Below are 23,229 nucleotides of genomic sequence, written 5' to 3'. Positions count from 1 at the left end.
AAACAACGAATGATGAAAAACTTAATGAACATATTGGTTTTGCTGGCAATTTCTAGCACTACGCTCTTCGGTCAAAGAGATAGTGAAACGATTAAGAAGAGCTTCGAAGTGGAAAAGGCAAGCAGCGATTTCTGGTTCTGCCTGTGCAATATCAATGGAACGGTGGAAGTAGAAGCCTATGATGGTAAAACGATAGAATTGGAACTGAATAAGCAGATCAAAGGCCGTTCAGATGATGATGTGAAACAAGGGATGGAAGATTTAAAACTCTTGGTAGATGAAGGGGAGGACTATGTGAAAGTGCTGATGGAAGCACCAAATCAAACCATCAGAGAAAAAGACGATCCATTGGCCTGTGGCTGGAATTGGAATGGTAATAATAGAAGAGGTCCACGATATGATTATCAATTTGATTATAAGATTCGTGTGCCGAAGGGGATAAGTGTAAAAGTGTCTACAGTTAACAAAGGAGATCTGGAGGTCAGAAACGTGGAAGGCAATATCTATGCTAACAACGTGAATGGAGATGTCACCCTTGAAAATGTTCAAGGAGATACCAAAGCGGGTACTGTCAATGGGGTGATTGAGGTATCGTATGTAAAGATGCCTAAGGAGTTTGGCAGTTTTGAGACGGTCAATGGAGACATACTGATCGAAACACCTGACGATGCTAACGGGAAATTCAACTTCCAGACACAGTGGGGTAAGGTTTACAGCGATTTGGACTTTAGTGCCAAACTGGCCCCGAAGGTGACCAAAGCCTCTGGAAAGCGAGGCGGTACCATGTATAAGATATCAAATTCGAATGGTTACCAATTAGGTAAGGGAGGTCCTTCGATGGAGTTTGAAACCTTAAATGGAGACATTAGAATTAAGAAGAAAAAGTAGGAAGATGGAAGAGCAGTATATGTCATTAATTACGGACTATATCGATGGCAACCTAACGGCCGAGAGACAGCGTGAATTCGATACGTATGTCGCAGAAGGTCACATTGATATGGCAGAGGTAGATGCCATCATGGCACTTCAGGGGCGAATGGCAGCTGCTGATCATCCGGAACCATCAGCTGCCATGAGCGAAAACTTCTACACCATGCTGAATGAAGCCAAGGCTCAGGCAAGTAATGGCCGAGGTGAGTGGGGCTTGGACCGTATTTGGCAAGTGCTTTTCGGTACAAATAGCGGAAGACTAGCCTTTGGTATGGCAGTACTCGTTATAGGAGTAGTGTTGGGGAGAGGCTTTTCCGGTTCGGCCTATCAAAATGAATTAAAGAGCCTATCGAGTCAGATGACGGAGATGCAGCAGATGATGTCAATGGCCATGTTGGAAGAGGAGTCCGTGTCCGAGCGATTGAAGGGAGTGCAAATGAGTAGTCAATTGGTTAGCTCAAATAAAGAAGTAACTGATGCCATGTTTGTAACCCTTAACAATGATGAGAGTACTAATGTACGAATGGCAGCACTGAATCTTTTGGCAGAATATGCTGACGATCCAAACATCAGAGAGGGTTTAATAAACAGCATTTCAAAACAAGAGTCTCCACTGATGCAATTGGCCTTAGCCGAGTTGATGGTAGAGCTTCAAGAGCCTAAGGCTGTAAAAGAATTTAAAGAAATTATTGAGGGTGAATACACTCCTGAGGAAGTGAAAACAACGTTGCGTGAGAGTGTTAATAAAATCATGTAATCAAAAAAGGAATTAAGAGATGAAAAATATGAAAACAATATTGATGGCTTTAATAGCGGGGTTTATGATAAAACCGGCTTTGGCCCAAGACATAGATGTAAAGGTTGATACGCGCCAACTCGAGGCCAGCGTAGAGCGAATTGCTGAAACTGCTGTAGAACATGTGATGGCTGGTTTTGGAGATGCACACCATAGTAAGAGTGAGAAGCTGCAGGAGCAGTCAACACAAGAGGTGGAAATACCATTGACAAATCCAGGAGAACGAGGTACGCTTAAAGTGTACTCTAGAAATGGAAGAATAAAGATTGTTGGTTATGATGGGAGAACAGTCAAGGTCAAGATGATCAGGTATGGCAAAAAAGTGTCAAAAAGCAGCGACAAGAATGGTATGCGATTGATCAGCAATGGTGGGTTTAACTTCGAAGCTTCTGAACAGAATAACAATGTCAAAGTTGAAAACGAAGGCTGGAATAATCGGGTAGACTTTGAAATTCAAGTACCTAAGAACTTTGATCTGAAGGTTGAGAGTTATAATAATGGCCATATCGATGTTGAAGGTGTAGATGGTGAGTTAGACCTTGAGAGTTATAATGGCCCAATTACTATGACAAATATTTCTGGTTCTGCATCAGCTTCTACTTATAACGGAGCCGTTAAGGCCATCTTTACCTCGGTTACTGCAGATGTACCGATGAACTTCGATACTTATAATGGAGATGTGGATATCACAGTACCCGGGGGTACTAAGTTTTCTACTAAGATGAAGACCAATAGGGAAATTTATACTGATTTCGAATCCTTCAATCTAATCCAGACAAAGCCCACTAGAAATAGAGACCCACGTAGAGGAGGAACATCCATAAAGATTGAGAATTGGGTGCAAGGTGACCTTAATGGAGGTGGAGCTGAAGTAACCATGAAGACGCGAAATGGGAATATCTATATTCGGAGAGGGTAGCTAAACTCCCACAGAGTAATTGATCCTGCGAGTGGAAATTCGCAGGATTTTTTTATTTTTGAACTTCTCAACACGGTAACAGATAAGTAAAGCATCGACTCATTACCGACTTCTTAAAATCAGACCAAATGAAAACAATGAAGAAATTATGCTTATCAATAGCACTCGTGCTTTTTGCTGTAAGTGTCCAAGCTCAGGATGCCAGTAATAGAGTAAAACTGCTTGCGGATAAATATAAAGCGACCCCCAATTACAAAGTGGATATCACTTATCAGTCGAGTAATGACAGAATGGGATTTTCAAATACACAGAAGGGTGTGTTGGTTGTAGAGGGTGAGAAGTATATTTTAAAATTCGGTCCTAATGAGACCTGGTTAAATGACGGAAAAACAGAATATGTTGGTACCAAAGAGGAAGACCACTCTCAAATCATGTATTTCTGCCCAGGTCAAAACTCTGAGGCCATTGTTGACTTTGGTCACCTGATGACCTTTTATGGTGAAGGACATAGGTCTCGAATTGAGGGAAGAACACTTACATTGACTCCAATTGAAGAGACTACATATGTACAGATGTATATCGAAACTAACGGTGAAGATGTACTTTCCTTGGCTGTTCTTGATGATTTTGGAACTATGCACAAATACATATTGTCCGGATTCTCTACGGATACAGCAGGCACCAAATTTGTAATTAATCCTGCCGAATATGAGGAGAAGATCTACGAACGAGAAGGCTGTCAGTAGATACTTTTTCTAAGTTAAAAAAATTAAAAGCCCGACCCGAAACTTCGGGGGTCGAGGCTTTTTTTATGATCTCTTGTGGTTAACCTCCAATTGAAAGACATCGTTGCGTTGATAATGCCCAGTAACATCCAAGGCCATTTTCTCCTCATAACAACGGTTTAAGTCTACTTCTGCCGTAAATACCCCCTCTTGATCCCATACAGGTTCCATCACATAATGTCCGTCAGGGCCCACAATGCAGCTGCCTCCATTGAGTAACATGTGCTCTGGTTTATCTTTCAAATCATCCGGTAACACTAATTCACTGGGAATGTCCTTGACCCTCATGATTTGACCTACGCCTACAGCAAAGCATCTGCCTTCAAAGGCATAAGAACGTGTAGCAATCTGAAGCATCTCATGCACCTTAGGCCAAACCGCGATGTGAATATGTTCGCCAGAATTATGCATGCTTTGTCTGGTTAAAGGCATCCAATGCTCCCAACAAATGAGTCCACCGACTCTACCGATAGCGGTGTCTACGGCCTTCAATCCAGCACCGTCTCCTTGTCCATAAAGTAACCTTTCAGTATGAGTGGGCATTAGTTTGCGATGATGATTGGCTAGTACACCCTTTTCATTCCAGGTCAGTAGGCTATTGTAAATAGTACCATTGCCTGGTCCTGAGGTGACTTTCTCATTGATACCCATCACAATGACCAAACCTAATTCTTTGGCCCATTTTCCTATTTGTGCTACTTCTGGTCCGTTGATGTCAAGGCTGTTGGCGTAGGTTTTGGCAAAGACCTCTTTGGTGGGCTTGAAATCCCATTTGGCATATTCGTCACAGTAATCTATCCATGCCGGATAGCCTGTAAACCAGGTTTCTCCAAAACTAACTAGTTGCGCACCTTTGGCAGACGCTTCCTTGAGTAGGGCTTCCACCCTCTCCATTGATTGCTCAACATTAAGGTAGACGGGTGCTGACTGCACCACTCCTATATTCACCTTTTGCTTCATGCCTCCATATTAAGCATTCCCAAGACTATAGAAAAGGCCTCAGTGTCTCTATGGTCGGAAAGAAGTCAAAAAGTCTCAGAAGATCGGTTTGGACGTAAGTATGATGAGTTGGATGTACCTAGAATTCAAAAAAAAGGTCATATGAAAAGAATAAGCTTAATTTTTGCCCTGATGTTATCGAGCTGGGCAGTAAAAGGTCAAGACAATGAATTCTCACTAGAGGTTAATATCAGTGGGATCAAGTCTGTAAAAGGTAAATTAGGTCTATGCCTGATTACTGATAAACGTGAGTTTCTTGGGGATTGTAGTTATTACAGAGAGTTTGAAGTAAACCAAAAAACACTGCTGTTGGCATTAGAGGGCATCAAACCCAATGATTATGCGATAACTATATACCATGATGCCAATTCAAATGGCAAACTGGATACGAACTTTCTAGGTCTGCCTAAGGAGCGTTATGGCTTTTCTAACAACCCGAGGACTACATTTGGCCCACCAAGTTTCGAGAAATGCCTTTTCACTTTAGATAAAGATATGTCTATAAACCTGCGGCTCAAATAGTTTAGTTGATGGTGACTTTTTCGTTGATGATTTTTGAAAGCTCAATGAGTTCACCATTGTCGTAAAGTTCATCGATGGTCATGATATCAATACCTTCATCTTCTGGCTTTAGATTGATATAGTCTTGTATGAGCATGCCATTGACTCTTCTGGGGTTGATGGCTTCTCTAAAGCGCATGCCACCGCCATCCGTATGATACAGATAGGCCATATAATCCATGCTATAATCTTCCTTATCAAACCAATAGAGGAAAACATCGTCAAAGTCTTCTCCACCACCCTCTTGCTCAAAAGTGATCTTTACTTCATGGTAGGTCTTTCCTTTTATTTCAGTTTCTCCTAGATAAGTCTTCTGTACGGCCGGATCATTGAGACCATAGGGAAGGCGAAAAAAATAGATGACTGAATTGACTGATCGGGTATAGGCTGCTCTCTTTTCATCAACCACGTCTGTAGCCACACCGTTGGTATACCTAATGAGAGTGTCATTATCCATTACGTCAAGAATAGTGGCTCCTAGACTGTCAATTTGAGTTCTTGTGTACTCATACATGCCGTTGTCATTACGGTAAGTGTAGTCTATGTCTCTAAAAGTCAGAGAGAATTCGGCATTGCCTAAACCTCCCATTTGATGAAACTCAATGGACTTGTCTATCACTTCCTGAACTTTTGATTTGGGTGTTGTTTCCTGTGCAGATTCTTTTTTTTGTGGATTACAGGCAAGACAAAAAAATGCTAAGAGAAGAAAAGTATAAGGCTTGGTCATTTTTCGTAAGTTTTCTGGGTGTACGCAGTGGTTATCAAATAGTTGAAGGTTTTGTGTTGTTGACAAGCAAGCTGACAGCCAAACGACATTTTATTAACAATGATAATTGTACAAAACTAAGCATAAAAAAACCACCCCAACATCATCGGGGTGGCCAATAAACACACACAATACCAGAGGCTATGGAACCTCTAGATTATCTTTATAAACTTGAAAACAAGCTTTTTGGTTCAATTCTTTAACGAAGAAATAGCAAAAATATCTTTCCAACAAGTTTTTAAAGCGAATAAAGGCAAATATTAATTTTATTAGAATCGATTCTTTGAATAGTGCTACGGATTAAATACAAGTGGAATTATGGCTCTCATCCTTACGGAGTTTTTGACTTCGGGAAGTTCCAAAGTTGTACAACTATGTCCTTAAAGGTTTAGGACTATTTCGGCACTTTTGACCTTCGATAGGCCATCTTGAGAAACTGTCCATGCCAAAATGATTTGATCACCGTAATGTGTCATTACCGGAAAACCGCTGGCTCTTTCTATTGAGGTTTGTGCGATAGATTGTCTAATGATTTCTTTTCCGTTGAACTCGAACACAGCAAGCATAATATCAGCAATATCGTTTTCCGTTTCAAGCCAACTCATGGCGACAAGACCGTTCTCCAAAATTGAGATGCCGACCCGGCCTAGCGTTTTCCCTTGACTGATGATTATAGGTGCTTCAAAGTTTTCTCCAGCATCTGAAGAAATTGCCAATTTAACCTCTGAATAGCCTTTTGCCGCAGTGAACCAAGCTAATGCCACCTGATTTTTTCGAGCAGCTATAGCCGGTCCGTTAACAGGGCATCCACTGATTTCCCAGTTATCATCAAAGACTGCTTTTGGCTGGGTCCAGGTTTCATTCACTCTTCGGGTCACATATATATCTCGAATTTCGTTTTCAGACCGATCACGATAAGCCACTATAGGGCCATTATCGGTGATTGCCGCAGCCGTTTGACAACAGTCGCAAGTACGATTGTCCAGTTCCCAATCGGCAGTCATATTTCCTTGATGATCAAAAATACCTGCTCGAAGTGTCATAGCACCAGCATGGCCGTGTTCATGCTCTCCAGACGACTTGGTGTTTCTACCATCGAGCCAGGTGATAAAGTTCTGACGATCATAAAGTGATAGCATACTTACAAAACCATGTTCTGCTGCAATGCCATCACTATGGGGGATAAATGACTCAGACCATGTCAGGCCCTGATCCAAAGATTGACTGATCCTTACATCATAGTCATAAGTGCCTTCAGATCTTTTCTGAAGCCAATGTGCCGATAATACATCATCATTGACGATGAACGAAGGAAAGTCTGCCCAGTTGACAAACCAGTTGTTTCCAGCGCTTATGAGTTTAGGTGCTGTCCAAACCTTTTTTTCAAGGGAAGAGTATTTGAATTCTGTTTGTTGCTCCGTTTTTTCTAACCACGACAGATAAATCGTTCCATTGTCAGCTGTAAAAAGGTTTGGCGTTAAGCTGCGGTCTGATACTGGGGAAGCGAGAATCGTTACCCCTAAAGTCGGTGGTTTATTATTACTACACGAGATAAGGAACAAGAGAAATAGAATACCGAGATGTTTCATAGTTCGAGGTAACTAAGTTAGCAAGAACTCGCAGACCTCATTTGATTATTCCATCTATCTAATTCCTGTTCCATACTAACTTAGGTATTCTTATTTTCATCGCCTTAACCGAAACTGATATCCCAATGCGAATCAATACCGCTCTTCTGTTAATTACTACTTTACTTTTTGTAAATACCGCTTACGGCCAAAAACTGGATATGTCCATGATGGGCGATTTGAAGCCTCGTAGTATAGGCCCTGCTGGTGCAAGTGGAAGAATCACCTCCTTCGATGTACAACTAAGCAATCCCGATATCATTTATGCAGGTACAGCCGCTGGTGGACTGTGGAGATCTGAAAACGGAGGCTCTACATGGGATGTGATCTTTGATGATGGAAAATCAGCGTCTATTGGATCGATTGCTATAAACCAGAATAATCCCAATGAGATTTGGGTGGGTACTGGTGAAGGCAACCCACGCAACAGCATGAATAATGGTGCAGGTATTTACAAGACGATTGATCGTGGCCGAACCTGGACTTTTTTAGGCCTCGAGAAAACAAATGGTATTCATCGGATCATTCTAAATCCCAATGATCCAAAAACTGCGGTTGTAGCTGCTACCGGCACACCATGGGGTGAAAATCCTGAACGGGGCATTTACAAGACAATCGATGGTGGACAAACCTGGACGCAGACCTTGTATATTGACGTAAAGACAGGAGCAGCCGATCTGGTTGTTGATCCGGCCAATCCCAATAAAATGATAGCCGCTATGTGGGAGCACCGCAGATGGCCTTGGTTCTTCAAATCAGGAGGCCCTGGATCTGGAATCTTTGTGAGCCTTGATGGCGGAGATACCTGGACAAAGAGAACATCTGAAGATGGATTGCCGAATGGCGAGCTGGGTCGTATTGGGATTGCCTTTGCACCCTCAAACCCAGACAGAGTCTATGCTTATGTTGAATCGAAATCAAACGCTATTTACCGTTCGGATGACGGGGGTTTTAAATGGAGAAAAATCTCGAAAACAGGTGATCGCAATATCGGAGGAAGACCATTCTATTATGCTGATATCTATGTCGATCCTAAAAATGAAAACAGGGTATATAGCATACATTCCACAGTGACCGTTTCTGAAGATGGTGGTAAGACATGGAGTAGTTTTGTCCCTAGCTCAAGGGTACATACCGATCATCATGCCTGGTGGATTCATCCTGATGACCCAAGTTTCATCTTAGATGGTCATGATGGGGGCTTAACCTACACCAGAGATAGAGGAAAGAACTGGCACTTTGTAGAGAGTTTACCTCTGACACAGTTCTATCATGTCCGTGTAGACAATGACATTCCCTACAATATTTATGGAGGTGCGCAGGACAATGGTTCATGGCGTGGCCCGAGCCAATCTTGGTTCAAAGGAGGCATTAGAAACTTTTACTGGCAGCGCCTAAGTGTAGGAGATGGCTTTGATATGGCACCAGACCCAAATGACAACAGATACGGCTGGTCCATGGGGCAAGGCGGAAATTTAAATTACTATGATCGTATCTCTGGAATCCTCTATAAAGTCAGACCTGTTCACCCTAATGGAGAAAGACTAAGGTTTAACTGGAATGCAGCACTCGCAATAGACCCTATTGATAAATCTGTGGCCTACTATGGAAGTCAATTTGTTCATAAGACAAATGATGGTGGCAAATCATGGGAGATCATTTCTCCAGATTTGACGACCAACGATTCTACCAAACAAGACTATAAGACCGGTGGACTTACTTATGATAATACTGCAGCCGAAAACCATACCACCATCACTGCCATCGGTGCAAGTGCTAGACAGGCAGGAGTGATATGGGTAGGTACTGACGATGGTAATGTTCAGGTGACTAGAGATGGTGGTAAAACCTGGACTAATGTGGTTAAAAACATTAAAGGGTTGCCTGCGAATAGCTGGATCGCTCAGGTTAAACCTTCTGAATACAATGCGGCCGAAGCCTTTGTGGTGATCGATAACCACAGAATGCATGATTGGACACCTTATGTCTATCATACCAGAAACTTTGGCAGAACCTGGAAGAGGTTGGTAGATGACTCAAAAATGAGGGGTGCGACATTGAGCTTTGTCCAAGATCCGATCGAACCAAAACTCATGTTTACCGGAACAGAGTTTGGTCTTTGGGTCAGCATTGATGGAGGAGATAACTGGACGCAGTACACTAATGGTTTTGGTACAATTCCAACGCAGGACATGGTAATCCAGCCAAGAGAGCATGACTTGGTCATCGGTACCTTCGGAAGGTCATTCTGGGTATTGGATGACATTAGGCCATTGAGAACCCTCGCGAATCTGGGCTTGAAAAAGGTCATGGACAAGCAACTTCATGTTTTCGACACACCTGATGCTTACAGAGTATTTCGCGGAGAATCATTTGGCTATCGTGCTAACCTGGTAGGAGAAGCAATTTTTGAGGGAGAGAATAGGCCGCTTGGTGCTATGATCACCTATTATTTTAAAGACACAGGTAGGAAGTCAAACAATGTGAAGGCAGAAATTCTGGATCAGTCAGGCAAGGTGATTAAAACACTCAACCAAAGGGCTTCTGCTGGAATGAATCGTTTCTATTGGAGAATGGATACCGATGGCGCCAAATTGGCTAAGCCAGTGGGAAGCCGAAAGTTTGCTCGTGGGCCTGATGCTTTGCCGGGAGACTATACGGTACGATTGACTTATAAGGATTCAGAATCCGAAAACACGGTGACTGTTCATGCCGACCCTAGAATTGAAGTTGATCCAGAAGCAATGAAGGTCAAGAAGGCCTTTATGGAAAAACATGGAGCGTTGCAGGCAAGGGTCGACAAAATGAACAATGATCTTCTCGAAGCAAAAGAGCAGGTGGAGTTTGTAAATGAGCGAGTTAAAAACGAAGATGCATCGATCAAGTCCGAAATTACAACACGGGGAAAGGCTTTGGTAAAAGCAATAGATGGGGTTTACTACCAAATCAACAGTAAGCCTGTAAAGCAAGGAATCTATCGAGATGCTACGGTATTGTCAGCTCAACTCGGTGCATTATCAGGTACAATGCAATCAGTGCAATTGCCATTAACAAAGAATCAAGAAACGGCTATGTCTCTTTTAGAACCAGCTGTGACTGCTATGGAAGAAAAAGTAAAACAGGTGCTTTTTAAAGAATTCGGTGAGTATAAAGCTTATATCAAAGGTCTGGGTTTAAGCCTGATTCCTGAGAAGTAAAAAGAAGGTGAAGGAGCTATTGCTCTTTCACCTTCTTTTTTAGGGCTTCATTTTCTTTTTTCAGATTTTCGACCTCTTTGATGAGTTGCTCTTGCTTTTTATTTACATCGATGAGATAAAGGGTTAATTCCTCAACCTTCTGTAAGAGAGTCGCATCCATTTTACCTAGATCAAGACCTTCTTTTTCTATTGCTGCCGCAGAAGGAACCTCAGGCAAGTGATGGTTGTCGGCAATAAACTTTTCAAGGGCGTTTAAGCTCCGAAGCTCATAACCAGAAGCAAAGACAAAGTCTGGCCAGTTGCCTGGGTTTATGCTCACCTTAACTTTTTTGGAGTATAGTTCGCCATCGATCAAGGCATTGCCATTGACCTCCAGTTTTTCAGAAGGATTGATGACACCTATGCCTACATTCCCAAATATTTGCGTGGTACCAAAGCCTTCAGCGATATCGAGTCTGCTCGTACCATCATGTCCTTCCATGGCACGTCTTCCATCGAAGTAAATTCTTGAATTTCCATCCATAATATTAATGCCCTTTGCTCCCGTTGGACCACCTTGAACTGTCAATGTGTGGCTTGGGTTGGTAGTACCGATGCCAATATTACTTAAGAAGTAAGAGTCCTCAGTGCCGATTGATACTTGTTCAGAGTTTAATCCACGGAACGCGGCAATTTGTCCTGAAGAATTCCCACGATTGAAAGTGGAAGTTCCATTATCAACGTAAAGCTTTGTAGAGGGAGACGTGGTGCCGATGCCTGTATTCCCATTGTTTAATATTGTAAACCTTTGACTATTGTCCAGTGATGATGTTGCGGCTATGGTAAAGGCATTCGAATTTGAGTTATCCATACCCATTGACCAATCGGCTGCTCCATTGAAATATAGGAGTTGATCATATGCAGAGTTGTTTCCAATCCTTAGACGGGTATTGGCTCCTGATTTCGAGATATGGAGTAGGTCATTGGGTGAAGTAGTGCCTATTCCAATATTGCCATTATCTCGTATTGTAAGATGTTTAGTTGAGCCATTACCACCTGATAAATGCAGTCTGGAGGCTGATTGACCCGTATGAATCCATCCATCATATGTACCAACGTTAAACCCTCCTCCAGAAGAGCCCATTGAACGAATATATAAACCACTTGTACCATTAAAGACAGGCATCATTATTTGAGTTTCGGTTCCATTGGTATTTGTCGTGTTATTCCAAAATCTTGCCTGTAACAGACCTCCTGCAGCACTTTTTTGAACATCAAGTAATTTGCTTGGTGTTGTAGTGCCAATTCCCACATTACCTGAGGTTGGAAATGTGTTGGTCTGGGCCATGATTGCTGTGCAAATAAACAGTAGCAATAAGCTGTAGGCGATCTTTCTCATATTATGTGGTTTTTGGTCTAAAAATTTTATAGATAATGAAAGATAAAAAAATCATCTATAATTCATATTTGAAAATAGCAATAATTGACCTTCTATATTCGATAAAGCAGGATAAGTGAGTTACTGTAATTGCCTAGTCGTAAACATACCGCCAAGAACCATCTACCTGACGTTTCCAAATGGAGTGGAAGGTACCGGTGTTTTCGAACGCTTCGCCATTCTCTCGAATGCCTTTGAAAAAGGTGGGACCCCAGGTATAGGCCATTGATAAGTCATCTGAGACATCAACAAATGATGGCTTCCACGTGAGCTTCAGAATCTTGGTGGTAGAGTTTGCGTAGAAAGCCCTGATAGAATCTTTTCCAGTAATCAATCTGCCACCACGGCTAATACTTCCGTTTTCGGCTGCAAAATATGCGAATGCCTCAGCTCTGCCTTCCTTGGCCAACATATCATTAAAGGCTTGCTCCATTTCATAGATCTCTTGTATAACCTCTGCCCTGGTTAGTTCGCCTGAGTTGTTTGAAGCGCAACCAATAATACTTAAGAGAAAGATTGATGCTAAAAAATTCTTCATGATTCAAAAGTTTACCAATAAGGTAGGGCATTGGAATCAGAACTCTAAATGGATTTCTATAAGCCCAAATGCTTGTAGATTAGTGGTTTAAAACATCACCTTTTTGGAAATCTCCTTCTCCAATAGTGTCGCCTTCGTTGGTGTCGGAATCTATATAGATTCTCCAGATATCTGAGGCCTTTTTCAGTGTTACGTTAAATTTGCCATAGTAGGACTTTGATCCAGTGGCATTGTATCGAGTAAGTTTATAGATGCCGATTTCATAGGCCCAACCTCCTTTTTGGATGCGTTTTAAAAAGCTAAACTCAATCCTTTGCTTTACTTTTTGAGCATTCCAACGGTTAAAATTATCGAGGTTTCTGTCTTTGTATTCCTGACCGATATACATGTTGCCTCCATCGGCAGAAACTCTGATTACATCATCGGTATGTATTTGATTGAATAAGGTGGCGTCCAAGTCTTGATAGGCTTGCATAAAGTTCAGCCAAACATCCTTGTCGATTTTTTCCTGCTCGTTGACTTGAGCAAAAGCGTTCTGCGCTATAAGCAGTATAACTGCTATGCAATAATTTTTCATTCTAATGACCTTTCGACAAGAACGGTAGATTTTTAGTTTTCTTATGCTTGACAAGCTCCTACCTGGTCTGTAGTAACACTCCGTTCGATTGGTTTTGCAGTAACTCTGGGTTTCTGAAGAGCTCTATAGCCTGTCTATAGATCTCGTTAGTTTCATTGTAAATCTTGTAGAAGGCATCATCGTCAAAGATGTCACGGGCAATTCGGGCTTTAACCAAATAGCTCAATAAGTTTCGAGACTTATCGAATTGCTTTTTGTTATATCGAACCCTGTTCTTATTACCGAGCAGTACTAATTCCTTCAGCATGTTTGAAGTCACCTTGAAGTTAGCTTGATAATCTTCAAAACTCATGTCTTTGAGTTCAGGGTGATTGTCTCGGTAGTCTAGTGTGTATTCGCGGATGGTATTGCTCGCTGAAAGCCTATTGATGTAAGAGCTATTGTCAGTCGTGTCAAGCGCTACAAAGTAGTCTGGCATTATACCGCCACCACCATAAACCGTGCGGCCATTAGATGTCTTATAGGCCAAGTTTTCATCAAACTGAACGCTGTCCTTTACGAATAATTCGCCAGACATATATCTGTTATAATAGTCTGAATTATAATCTTTTTCACCATCGTCATAGGGTTTTTGGATGGAACGACCACTTGGTGTATAGTACCTGGCGATCGTCATGCGGAGTTCTGATCCGTCCTGTAAGTCGAAAGGCAATTGAACCAGCCCTTTACCAAAAGACCTTCTACCCACGACCAGTGCTCTGTCATTGTCTTGTAATGCACCGGCAACGATCTCTGATGCTGAAGCACTACCTTCGTTGACTAAAACCACAAGAGCTCCGTCTTTGAAAATGCCATCATTCGTAGCTCTGGCCTTGCTATCATATTTGGTGCTTTGGCCCTTTTGGCTTACAATGACTTCACCTGCGCTAAGAAATTCATTACTCATACCAATTGCTGCACTCATATAACCACCAGTGTTATTCTGAAGGTCTAGAATCAACTTGTTCATTCCCTGAGCTTTCAGTTCAGCTAAGGCCTCTTTGAATTCGTCATAAGTAGTTTCTGCAAAGCGATTGACTTTGATATAGCCCATCTCTTCGTCAATCATATAACTGGCGTCCAATGAGTATTGAGGAATGGCTCCTCTTTTTAATTCAAAGGCTAGTAGTTCCGATTCATTTTTTCTGACCACTCCAACTTCCACTTTCGACCCTCGTGGGCCTCTGAGCATGTCAAACACTTTCCTGTTATTCATACCGATACCTGCGATGTTTTCGCCATCAACAGATACAATTTTGTCTCCCGCTATAATTCCGGCTTCCTCTGAGGGTCCTCCCGGTAAAGGGGATACCACATAAAGTGTGTCTCTCAAGAGGTTGAATTCTACCCCTATACCGTCATAAGTTGCTCTCAACTGAGAAGCGGCAAGCTCTCTCTCTTTTGGAGGAATGTAGATGGTATGTGGATCGAGCTTGTCGAGCATGTTTTCGATGGACTCTTCAATCAAAGATTCTGTATCTACAGAGTCGACATAATCATTTTCGATATACTCTAAAAGCTCTCTGAATTTCTGAATGGAAGCCAGATACTTCTTGTCCGTTTTGGGTTCTGCATATTCAGAACCTATCAGTATACCAACGATGACCGCGATGGTAAGAAGTATAGGCAGCTTGATGTGGTAGGATGAATTTTTGTAATCGCTCACTTTTGACCTGTTATTAATTCACTAAAATATGAATTTGACCCGAAAACATGGATAAATGTCATAGTATGATTGTAACGAATCGTCTTAGTTTGTGTTCAGTTTTTTAGGCGTTTGGCATAGAAAACTATGACCTAAAATCGTTAAATTCGTTAATCACGTAGACAAAATGGATAAAATACTCAAACGTACGATCACCGACCTTGTATCTGAGAATCATATCAGAGCTTCAGTACTCTATTATTTCGGAGTGAAGTTCTATGATTACAAGCTTGAGACTTTGGAGGAGGTTTGTGCTGAGTTGGGTATTGATCCGGATGCTTTGATCAGCAGCCTTGAGCTGGTGATGGACGAAAAAGCGTCTACACAAAAGCAACTCAAAGCTTACCCAGCAGAGTTAGTCGTTGAATACCTCAAACACGCACATTACCTTTTTATCAAGAAGAGGTTGCCTTACATCGGGCAGCTTATTGACGGCATAGAAGAGGTTAATTTTAGGTACAAATCTTTGTCTGCCGATCTGAAGTCCATCTTTCCAATGTTTGTGGAAGACTTTATACATCACATTCATGAGGAGGAGGATACCATGTTTGCGTATGTAGGTAGACTTAACCGATTCTTGAATGACGAGAAGCCCTCTTCAGAGACCTATTATTTAATGGAAGCATTTTCCGTTCAAGAATTCGCCATGGAACATGAGGTCCATGAAAGTGAAATGGAGGGTTTCAGAAAGTTCACGAACAACTATCAGTACTGCGATGAAGCAGATCTCCATATCAAAGTGCTCTTTACAGAGCTAAAGCGGTTCGAGCGTGACTTACTCATACATGCGAAAATTGAGAATGAGATCCTTTTTCCGAAGGCCATGCAGTTGGAACGCCTGGCGAAACTTAAGTTCTACGATTTATCCAAATTGAATTGATGGGTAGAATCATTGCCATAGACTATGGCACCAAAAGAGTCGGTTTGGCTGTTACAGATCCTCTGCAAATCATTGCCTCCGCTTTGGATACTATTCATTCTAAAGATGTAATTGCCTACCTGAAAACATACGATGAAAATGAGGGTATTGAATCCTTCGTTCTGGGTATGCCCAAGAAGCTGGATGGTACTCCCACAAATGCTACTCCTTTAGTCCAACAATTTCAGCGGCTGTTGAAAAAGAATTTTCCTGAAAAACCCGTTTATTTGCATGACGAAAGATACACTTCGAAAATGGCATTGGATGCTATGATCGCTGGCGGTGTAAAAAAGAAGGACAGGAGAGAAAAAGGTAATATTGATAAGGTGAGCGCCACCATAATTCTTCAATCGTACCTTGAAAGCAAATAGCATATGATTTATCCAATTGTTGCCTACGGGGACAACGTATTAAGGCAGGAAGCAGAAGATTATCCACAAGATTCACAAGACTTGACCACTTTGGTTGAGAGCATGTACGAAACCATGTACAATGCCAATGGTGTTGGTCTGGCCGCACCTCAAATTGGTATGTCACATAGAATCTTCATCATCGACTCTACCCAAATGGGAGAGGAGGAAGAGGCAGCCAAAGGCGTAAAGCGTGCTTTTATCAATCCTGAAATTCTGGATGAATATGGCAATGAGTGGTCTTTCGAAGAAGGTTGCTTAAGTATCCCTGATGTACATGCCGAAATCCTGCGTCCTGAAAAGCTGACCATTCACTACTATGATGAATTATGGAATGAACATGAGGAAGAGTTTGACGGTTTAACAGCTCGAGTAATTCAGCATGAGTATGATCACCTGGAAGGAGTGTTGTTTACAGACTATGTAAAGGGCCTGAAGAAGCAGATGCTCCGTTCAAAGCTGGTCGGCATCTCAAAAGGGAACGTTAGCGTTAAATATCGAATGAAATTCCCCATCAAGAAGTAGTTCATTATGAGGATGGCAAAAGTTTGCTTTGCATTACTATTGTTGGCTATGACAGCCTGTCATTCTGATGTTAAAATTAAAACGGATTCTGATGCCAAGGCTTCAGAAGACATTATTGATTCTCCCTTTATCCATACGGTTTACTTCTGGTTTAAGGAGGGTGTAACCGAAAGTCAGATTCAAGATTTCGCCAAAGCGAGTATGAATTTGGAAGAAATTGATGGTGTCCAGAAAGTTTATGATGGAACTCCGGCAGCCACAGACAGACCCAATCTAGAAAAGAGCTATGACTACGCACTTGTGGTTTTGATGAAAGATCTGGCCACGCATGATGCCTATCAGCAAGATAGTATTCACCTAAATTTACTGGCTGCCTACTCGGGTATGTTCGAGCGTGTTCTGGTCACAGACATCGACTAAATTCCTCACTTTTCCTTTCTTTCATGTAACCAATTCCTCTAGTTACAGTATTAGTGTTATATTAGTTTTACAAATAAGAGTGAAATATGAAAGGAACCCACCTTGGAGAATTTGAAGAATTGGTGTTGATGACCTGCGCACTTTTGATTAATACAGCTTATAGTGTCACAATTGGAGCAGAGATTGAATCACAGACGGGTAGGAGTGTGACGCTTTCTACAGTGCATACCGCTTTATATAGATTGGAAAAAAAGGGTTTTGTTGAGTCATATATGGGAGGAAGCACTACTGAACGAGGTGGCAGAAAGAAAAGGCTTTATCGAATAACAGCCTCAGGTTTCGATACGCTAAATCAGGCCAAGGACTTGCGCCAGCGTATGTGGTCTATGATGCCAGAATATAAATTTTAAGAAAATATTAGTTTGACAAATAAGAAGAATATAGGTCACACTACTCCTCCAAAGTGGATTGATAAGTTACTGCAATGGTTTTGCTCGGCTTATTATATCGATGAGGTTCAAGGCGACTTGCATGAGTGGTTTGACAGAAGAGTAGAGCAAAAAGGTCAGCGCTATGCTCGCATGATTTACTTCTTTGATGTTATCACTTACTTCAGACTTTTTAGGTTAAAACGAATCAACGAAATGGAACGAAACAACAACATGTTACTGCTCAACTATCTCAAGGTAGCGGTTCGACAGTTCAAAAAGAACTTTTGGTATTCTTCGCTTAATGCTTTCGGACTGACAATAGGTATTCTCAGTTCCTTACTAATCTCCTTGTATATTCTTGATGAGTTGAGTTATGATCGCTTTCATACCGATCATGAGAATATTTATCGATTGATTAGTCATAACCCTAAGTCTGGCGACAAGAGCCAGGCAACACCTTCTCCTTGGAAGGTTAATATGGGATCTGACTTTCCAGAAATCAAGGCACATACCCGTTTAGGGCAAGATGTAGTATTGGTTAAGCAAGAAGATCAGAACTTCTTGGAAAACGACTTCTATTGGGCGGATGAAAACTTTATGAGTTTTTTCAGTTTTGAGGTTCTGCAAGGAGATCGAGCAACTATGCTCACGGAGCCTAATAGTATTGTGCTCACCGCCTCAAAAGCAATACGCTATTTCGACCGTCTTGATGTAGTTGGTGAACAACTTCCCATAAAAGTGTATGACGGCAATAAAGACTTTCTGATGAAAGTAACCGGGGTCATAGCGGATATTCCAGCCAACTCTCATTTGCAGTTCGATTTTTTGGGTTCCATGCCAACCACCCGAGAAATGTACGGGAAGTTTGATAATTGGTGGGGACTCAACTGGTTGAGTAGCTATGCGAAGTTAGAATCAGCATCTGACTTAGAGGCTGTCAAGGCCAAAGTGCCGGGTTTCTTTGATAAGTATCAAAGAGAAGGTGCTTCAGAGACGAATGGGATCATCTTTCAGCCTCTGGCCGATGTTAGGTTAAACTCAAGTGACATCCATGGTAAGGCTGAAAAGGGAAACAAAGACTATATCTACCTCTTTGGTTTCGTTGCGATAATGATCCTTTTAGCCGCTTCTATTAACTACATCAATCTTACTACAGCAAAATCATCTTTGAGGGGTAAGGAAGTGGGAATGCGGAAAGTCTTTGGAGGAACACGAAGACAAGTAGCTCGACAGTTTTTCATTGAATGCGGGTTTCAGGTGGCGATTGCCTTGATACTAGCAATGGGTTTGGCCATGCTGGTTTTGCCCTTGTTTAATGAAGTTGTAGGCAAGGAGATGCTACCCAGAGATTTGTTTCAGGTACCTGTCTTGGCAGTTCTTGGCCTCATGTTTATCACCATTTTCTTATTATCCGGAATTTACCCAGCCTTGGTAATGAACAGGTTCAGACCGGTCGATGTGATTAGAGGTAATATGCTGGGCGCATTAGGTACAAGGTCATGGGTAAGAAAGATCCAGGTACTTGTCCAGTTCTGTATTGCCGCATTCCTCATTTCCAGTACGCTCATTGTGCTCAACCAAATGTACCACATTGATCAATTTGATAAGGGATTCAATGCCAGTCAGCTGATATCCATTCCGGTGGATGATAGAGGTATGCAGGAAAAGTTGACCCTAATCAAAGAAAGAATGCGACAGATAGATGGTGTTAATCATATTTCTGCATCGGGCGAAAGTCTACCGAGCCAAATGAATCATACACTAAGTTTTTCCTGGGATGGAAAAACCACAGAGGAGAATGATTTGATTCATTTGGTGGCGATTGATTATGATTATTTAGAAACCATTGAAGCTAACTTACTTTTTGGTCGAAATCTGTCGAAAGAGATCATTTCTGACTCTACAGTTGTCTGTCTGATCAACGAGTCTGCCTTCAAAAAAACTGGCTGGGAATCACTCGATGGGCAGAAGTTAGTTTTAGATAATGACACTCGAGTCGTGGCAGGCGTAATAGAGAACTTCCATTATAATTCACTTCACAGTACTGTTGCCCCAACAGCCTATGTTTTAATTCCACCAGGTTCCAGAGCCAGCCCTGATAATTTGATCATAAGACTCAATACTGAATTGGTGACCTCTGCACTGGATCAGATTGATCAAATCTGGAGAGAGTACAGTGATCAACCATTAGATTTTAGGTTCGTAGATCAGTCTTTCGCAAACCTCTATGGAGACGAGCGTCAGTTTGTCAAAGTAGTGCTAGGTTTTTCGGTGATCGGCATCTTTCTGACGGTGTTGGGCTTAGTCGGTTTGGTCTCCTTTATGGCTGAGCGACATTCAAGGGAGATTAGTATTAGAAAAGTGTTGGGAGCTACTATTGGAGAAGTGCTCGGAAGGTTTAGTAGTCAGTTTGTTGTGATTTTCTTGGTGGCGATGGCTGTGGCCTTGCCATTAAGTTATTTAGCCATGCAAGAATGGCTTCAAGGTTTTGCCTTTCCTGTCGATATCTCGTGGACAGTTTTTCTGTCGGCAGCCTCCATATCTATTTTCATCACCTTGCTTAGTGTTGGGAGCCAAAGTTTGAAAGTGGCTTCGTCTAACCCAATAAAATATTTGTCAGATCACTGACATATCATCTGAAAGCCAATTACGTTTTGCACTTCGGCAACCATAAAAATCTATGATGATGGTACCCAAAATCAAAGACTCGATGAAAACCATATGTCTTAAATTCTTTTTTCTGATTGGCTTTTTTCTACCGACTAACTCTGTTGGGCAGACTAACCAAAGCGATTTAAATACGAAACTCGCTGAACTCGATGACTTCCTTTCAATGGCTCAAGGGGAGGTGGGGTTTCCAGGAATAGCTTTTGCCGTAATGCAAGGAGAAGAAGTGATTTTACAGAAGAATTTAGGTTATGCCAATCTTGAACATAAAGTTGCTGTCTCTCACAATACCGTATTTCCGCTTTATTCCTTGACTAAGCCTTTTATTGCGGTGGGCGTGTTTTCACTTATCGAAAATGGCAAACTAACCTTAGATGACTTTGCCTCTAATTATGTAGACGGCCTACCGGATAGCTGGAAAAATGTTCAAATCAAACACCTTTTGTCCCATTCTTCAGGCCTGCCCGATATGGCGGGCTCTAACCCATATGAAATTAGAGATTTTACTAAAGAACAAGCTAAAGACAGGGTTTTCGAGATGCCTTTGATATTTCAAAAGGGAGAAAAGTATGCCTATAACCAAACAAATTTTTGGCTACTAAAGGAGATCATTGAAAAAGTCAGTGGTGAGGAGCTTTCGGATTTCATAATTCATAATCAATTTCCCAATGCTAATGACGAAGGAGTCTTTTTCTCAGCAGATGCTAGAGAGGTAATTCCGGGCAGAGCGACAGCATATTTTCCATGGGTAAAAGGAAAATTGATGATAGATACGCCTTACGCAAACGGAGATTATTTTTTAGCCTGCAATGGCTTTCATATCACATTGGAAAATTTCATTCAGTGGGATCAAAGGCTAAGGACCAATCACTTGATTTCTGAAGCCTCCAGAAATGCAATGTGGAAATTGTTTGATTACACTAATTCAGAAAAGTCATTTGCCTATGGCTGGGAAGTGACAAACCTCAATAATGAAATCGGATATGGCTTTTCAGGAGCAATGGCAACATTTTATAGAACTTACCCAAAGAAGAACATTTCTATCATTTTTTTATCGAATGGCTTTGCCTCGATGTATAATCAAGATGCCTTGGCCAATGGAATAAGTAGTATCATGTTGGGGCAATAAGGTATCTTAGTAGACTCAGTGTCCTTGTCCGAGGACAGAAGAATTACCCCGAAATAGTCGATTAGTACGACATATCTTTGCCGAGAAGTCATATTCCCTATTTTTGTGCCTTTATTCATTAGAATCGAGCAGTTGATATGCAGCAAGTAGATGATTTCCTGAGACTCATTGATAGTTATATTGGGAGTGCCGGATGGTTTCCTTTCGCGCTTTTAGGTGTGGGTTTATTCTTCACCATCTATTTAAAATTTCCTCAAATAAGATTTTTTGGCTTCGCCATAAAAGTTGTTAAAGGCAAGTTTGACCGTAAGGATGATGAAGGAGATACATCTCACTTTCAGGCACTTACTACCGCCCTATCAGGTACTGTAGGTACAGGTAACATTGCGGGTGTCGCTTTGGCCTTACATTTAGGTGGTCCTGCTGCCTTGTTTTGGATGCTGGTGACTGCGGGTATTGGTATGTGTACCAAGTTTGTGGAGGTAACACTTTCGCATAAGTACAGAGAGAAGACCGCTGACGGTAGTATGGCGGGTGGACCAATGTATTATATGAAGAATGCGAGTTTTGACTTTAGAGGTAATAAAGTCAATATGAAATGGCTAGCCGTGATCTTTGCTTTTGCTACCGTATTATCCGCTTTTGGTACGGGTAGTCTTCCTCAGATCAATAGTATTTCCACTTCCATTCAAGCCACCTTTGGCATTGAGTTATGGATTACGGGAGCCGTATTAGCTGTCTTGCTGGGTATCGTAATCATTGGAGGTATCAAGCGGATTGCTGCTATTACTGAGAAGTTAGTGCCAGCCATGGCCTTGATTTACTTCATTGGATGTTTTGCTGTTATTCTTGCTAATCTGGACAATCTCTTGCCATCATTAGCGGCTATTGTGGGTGACATTTTCACAGGTTCTGCAGCCGCAGGAGGGTTCCTTGGTGGTACCATCTGGTACGCTTTTGACCGTGGGGTGAATAGAGGTTTATTCTCAAATGAAGCGGGGCAGGGTAGTGCACCTATTGCTCACGCATCAGCTAAGGCGCATGAGCCAGTATCAGAGGGTATGGTGGCAATTCTTGAGCCGTTTATTGACACGATTATTATTTGTACCATTACAGGTTTGACACTGTTGTCCTCAGGTGTTTGGAATGAAAAGCACCAGAATATTTTCCAGGCAGCCGACATGGAGATTCTAGCTGGAACAAACTATACTGATGAAACGGAAGAAGGTGTAAAGCAATTGGCCGAGCACATTGGAGGTGTCAGTCCGCTGGCATTATTTGATGGTCCGTTGGATGTGGAAAACGGTAAGATCACTTCTGATGCTACGATTATTCATGCCAGATCATTGGCCGAGAATGTAACAGTGAAGAATGATATTGATGAACCTTTCACAGGTATAATATTGGTTCGAGAAGGTAGGCCTGTAGATTCTTACGAAACCTTTGAAGGCGAATCGCTGGTGCATAGTGCGCCATTAACAACCATAGCTTTCACCAAAGGATTCTTTGGAGACTACGGTCAGTATATCGTATCAATCGGCTTATTGCTGTTTGCCTTTAGTACTGCGATTTCATGGTCATACTATGGCGATCGTGCAATGACCTTCCTTTGGGGTTCTGGCTCAGTCAAGTATTTCCGAATGGTTTATGTAGTAGCCTTCTTCTTGGCCTCTTTTCAAGACACAACCATCATATGGACCCTTTCTGGGATTACTATTGCGCTAATGACGCTACCAAACCTTGTTGGGATCTTTTGGTTGCGCAAAGAGATGAAATCGACTATAGCAGATTATTGGAAAGGTTTTAAAAAGGAATTTCCTGATGTGAAAACACCAGAATAAAAAATGCCCCGAACCCCGAAGTTTCAAGGC

At 41.8% G+C, this 23,229-nt stretch carries 21 protein-coding genes; 14 read left to right on the top strand and 7 right to left on the bottom strand.

From position 1 onward, the window contains the following. The first annotated feature begins 9 nt into the window (after positions 1-9). From BFP97_RS10785 to BFP97_RS10770, 4 genes are all read left to right on the top strand, one after another. The gene (locus tag BFP97_RS10785) at positions 10-888 is read left to right on the top strand and encodes a DUF4097 family beta strand repeat-containing protein (RefSeq protein ID WP_069842428.1); all 879 of its coding nucleotides are present in this window, start codon (positions 10-12) and stop codon (positions 886-888) included. After that, a complete protein-coding gene (locus BFP97_RS10780; protein WP_069842427.1) occupies positions 857-1,687 on the top strand; it encodes a HEAT repeat domain-containing protein in 831 nt (276 codons plus the stop codon). The genes BFP97_RS10785 and BFP97_RS10780 overlap by 32 nt, the downstream gene beginning before the upstream one ends. 28 nt (positions 1,688-1,715) lie before the next feature. Then, positions 1,716-2,645 carry a DUF4097 domain-containing protein gene (locus BFP97_RS10775; protein ID WP_139135271.1) on the top strand — a complete coding sequence of 310 codons (930 nt, stop codon included), beginning with the start codon at positions 1,716-1,718 and terminating at the stop codon, positions 2,643-2,645. A gap of 137 nt (positions 2,646-2,782) precedes the next feature. Continuing rightward, a complete protein-coding gene (locus BFP97_RS10770) occupies positions 2,783-3,391 on the top strand; it encodes a hypothetical protein (protein ID WP_139135270.1) in 609 nt (202 codons plus the stop codon). Between the two features lie 63 nt (positions 3,392-3,454). Here BFP97_RS10770 and BFP97_RS10765 read toward each other — a convergent pair whose 3' ends face one another. Further along, positions 3,455-4,390, bottom strand: coding sequence for a carbon-nitrogen hydrolase family protein (locus tag BFP97_RS10765; RefSeq protein WP_069842424.1), 936 nt, complete (start codon positions 4,388-4,390; stop codon positions 3,455-3,457). A 141-nt stretch (positions 4,391-4,531) separates the two neighbouring features. Here BFP97_RS10765 and BFP97_RS10760 point away from each other — a divergent pair, with 141 nt between their 5' ends. Then, complete coding sequence (locus BFP97_RS10760) at positions 4,532-4,951, top strand: DUF2141 domain-containing protein (protein WP_139135269.1); 420 nt, start codon at positions 4,532-4,534, stop codon at positions 4,949-4,951. A gap of 1 nt (position 4,952) precedes the next feature. Here the strand turns inward: BFP97_RS10760 and BFP97_RS10755 are convergent, their stop codons facing one another. Together BFP97_RS10755 and BFP97_RS10750 are read right to left on the bottom strand one after the other, a co-directional pair. Further along, positions 4,953-5,717 (bottom strand): DUF6503 family protein, encoded by a 765-nt coding sequence (locus tag BFP97_RS10755; protein ID WP_069842422.1) that lies wholly within the window; start codon positions 5,715-5,717, stop codon positions 4,953-4,955. Between the two features lie 419 nt (positions 5,718-6,136). Further along, positions 6,137-7,345 carry a sialidase family protein gene (locus tag BFP97_RS10750; RefSeq protein WP_069842421.1) on the bottom strand — a complete coding sequence of 403 codons (1,209 nt, stop codon included), beginning with the start codon at positions 7,343-7,345 and terminating at the stop codon, positions 6,137-6,139. 125 nt (positions 7,346-7,470) lie between these two features. On the opposite strand from BFP97_RS10750, the gene BFP97_RS10745 reads away from it, so the two are divergent. Further along, a complete protein-coding gene (locus BFP97_RS10745; protein WP_069842420.1) occupies positions 7,471-10,581 on the top strand; it encodes a VPS10 domain-containing protein in 3,111 nt (1,036 codons plus the stop codon). Positions 10,582-10,597: 16 nt separating this feature from the next. Here BFP97_RS10745 and BFP97_RS10740 read toward each other — a convergent pair whose 3' ends face one another. The 4 genes from BFP97_RS10740 to BFP97_RS10725 form a co-directional block, all read right to left on the bottom strand. Beyond that, positions 10,598-11,959, bottom strand: coding sequence for a hypothetical protein (locus BFP97_RS10740; RefSeq protein ID WP_069842419.1), 1,362 nt, complete (start codon positions 11,957-11,959; stop codon positions 10,598-10,600). A 133-nt stretch (positions 11,960-12,092) separates the two neighbouring features. Beyond that, positions 12,093-12,536, bottom strand: a complete 444-nt coding sequence (locus BFP97_RS10735) for a YybH family protein (protein ID WP_069842418.1) — start codon at positions 12,534-12,536, stop codon at positions 12,093-12,095. Between the two features lie 79 nt (positions 12,537-12,615). Then, a complete protein-coding gene (locus tag BFP97_RS10730; RefSeq protein WP_069842417.1) occupies positions 12,616-13,113 on the bottom strand; it encodes a DUF4440 domain-containing protein in 498 nt (165 codons plus the stop codon). Positions 13,114-13,171: 58 nt separating this feature from the next. Then, complete coding sequence (locus tag BFP97_RS10725) at positions 13,172-14,818, bottom strand: S41 family peptidase (protein WP_069842416.1); 1,647 nt, start codon at positions 14,816-14,818, stop codon at positions 13,172-13,174. A gap of 166 nt (positions 14,819-14,984) precedes the next feature. On the opposite strand from BFP97_RS10725, the gene BFP97_RS10720 reads away from it, so the two are divergent. The 8 genes from BFP97_RS10720 to BFP97_RS10685 all read left to right on the top strand — a co-directional run bounded on the left by BFP97_RS10720 (position 14,985) and on the right by BFP97_RS10685 (position 23,199). Next, a complete protein-coding gene (locus BFP97_RS10720; protein WP_069842415.1) occupies positions 14,985-15,737 on the top strand; it encodes a hemerythrin domain-containing protein in 753 nt (250 codons plus the stop codon). After that, the gene (ruvX, locus tag BFP97_RS10715) at positions 15,737-16,147 is read left to right on the top strand and encodes a Holliday junction resolvase RuvX (RefSeq protein ID WP_069842414.1); all 411 of its coding nucleotides are present in this window, start codon (positions 15,737-15,739) and stop codon (positions 16,145-16,147) included. Before BFP97_RS10720 ends, ruvX begins: the two co-directional genes overlap by 1 nt. Before the next feature lie 3 nt (positions 16,148-16,150). Beyond that, on the top strand, positions 16,151-16,711 hold the full coding sequence (gene def / locus BFP97_RS10710; RefSeq protein WP_069842413.1) for a peptide deformylase: 561 nt from the start codon (positions 16,151-16,153) through the stop codon (positions 16,709-16,711). A gap of 6 nt (positions 16,712-16,717) precedes the next feature. Continuing rightward, positions 16,718-17,131: a Dabb family protein gene (locus BFP97_RS10705; protein WP_083262511.1), complete on the top strand. Its 414-nt coding sequence runs from the start codon at positions 16,718-16,720 to the stop codon at positions 17,129-17,131. A gap of 86 nt (positions 17,132-17,217) precedes the next feature. Beyond that, positions 17,218-17,541, top strand: a complete 324-nt coding sequence (locus BFP97_RS10700; RefSeq protein ID WP_069842412.1) for a PadR family transcriptional regulator — start codon at positions 17,218-17,220, stop codon at positions 17,539-17,541. Between the two features lie 12 nt (positions 17,542-17,553). Beyond that, positions 17,554-20,190, top strand: coding sequence for an FtsX-like permease family protein (locus BFP97_RS10695; protein ID WP_069842411.1), 2,637 nt, complete (start codon positions 17,554-17,556; stop codon positions 20,188-20,190). 82 nt (positions 20,191-20,272) lie between these two features. Beyond that, positions 20,273-21,358, top strand: a complete 1,086-nt coding sequence (locus BFP97_RS10690; RefSeq protein ID WP_170827450.1) for a serine hydrolase domain-containing protein — start codon at positions 20,273-20,275, stop codon at positions 21,356-21,358. Between the two features lie 137 nt (positions 21,359-21,495). Beyond that, positions 21,496-23,199, top strand: coding sequence for an alanine/glycine:cation symporter family protein (locus BFP97_RS10685; RefSeq protein WP_069842409.1), 1,704 nt, complete (start codon positions 21,496-21,498; stop codon positions 23,197-23,199). Positions 23,200-23,229 lie beyond the last annotated feature (30 nt).

Origin of the sequence: Roseivirga sp. 4D4 (genome assembly GCF_001747095.1) — a bacterium.
In the GTDB taxonomy this organism is placed as follows: Bacteria; Bacteroidota; Bacteroidia; order Cytophagales; family Cyclobacteriaceae; genus Roseivirga.
Note: the sequence above shows the minus strand (reverse complement) of the source record. Positions and strands in the feature narration are given on the sequence as shown.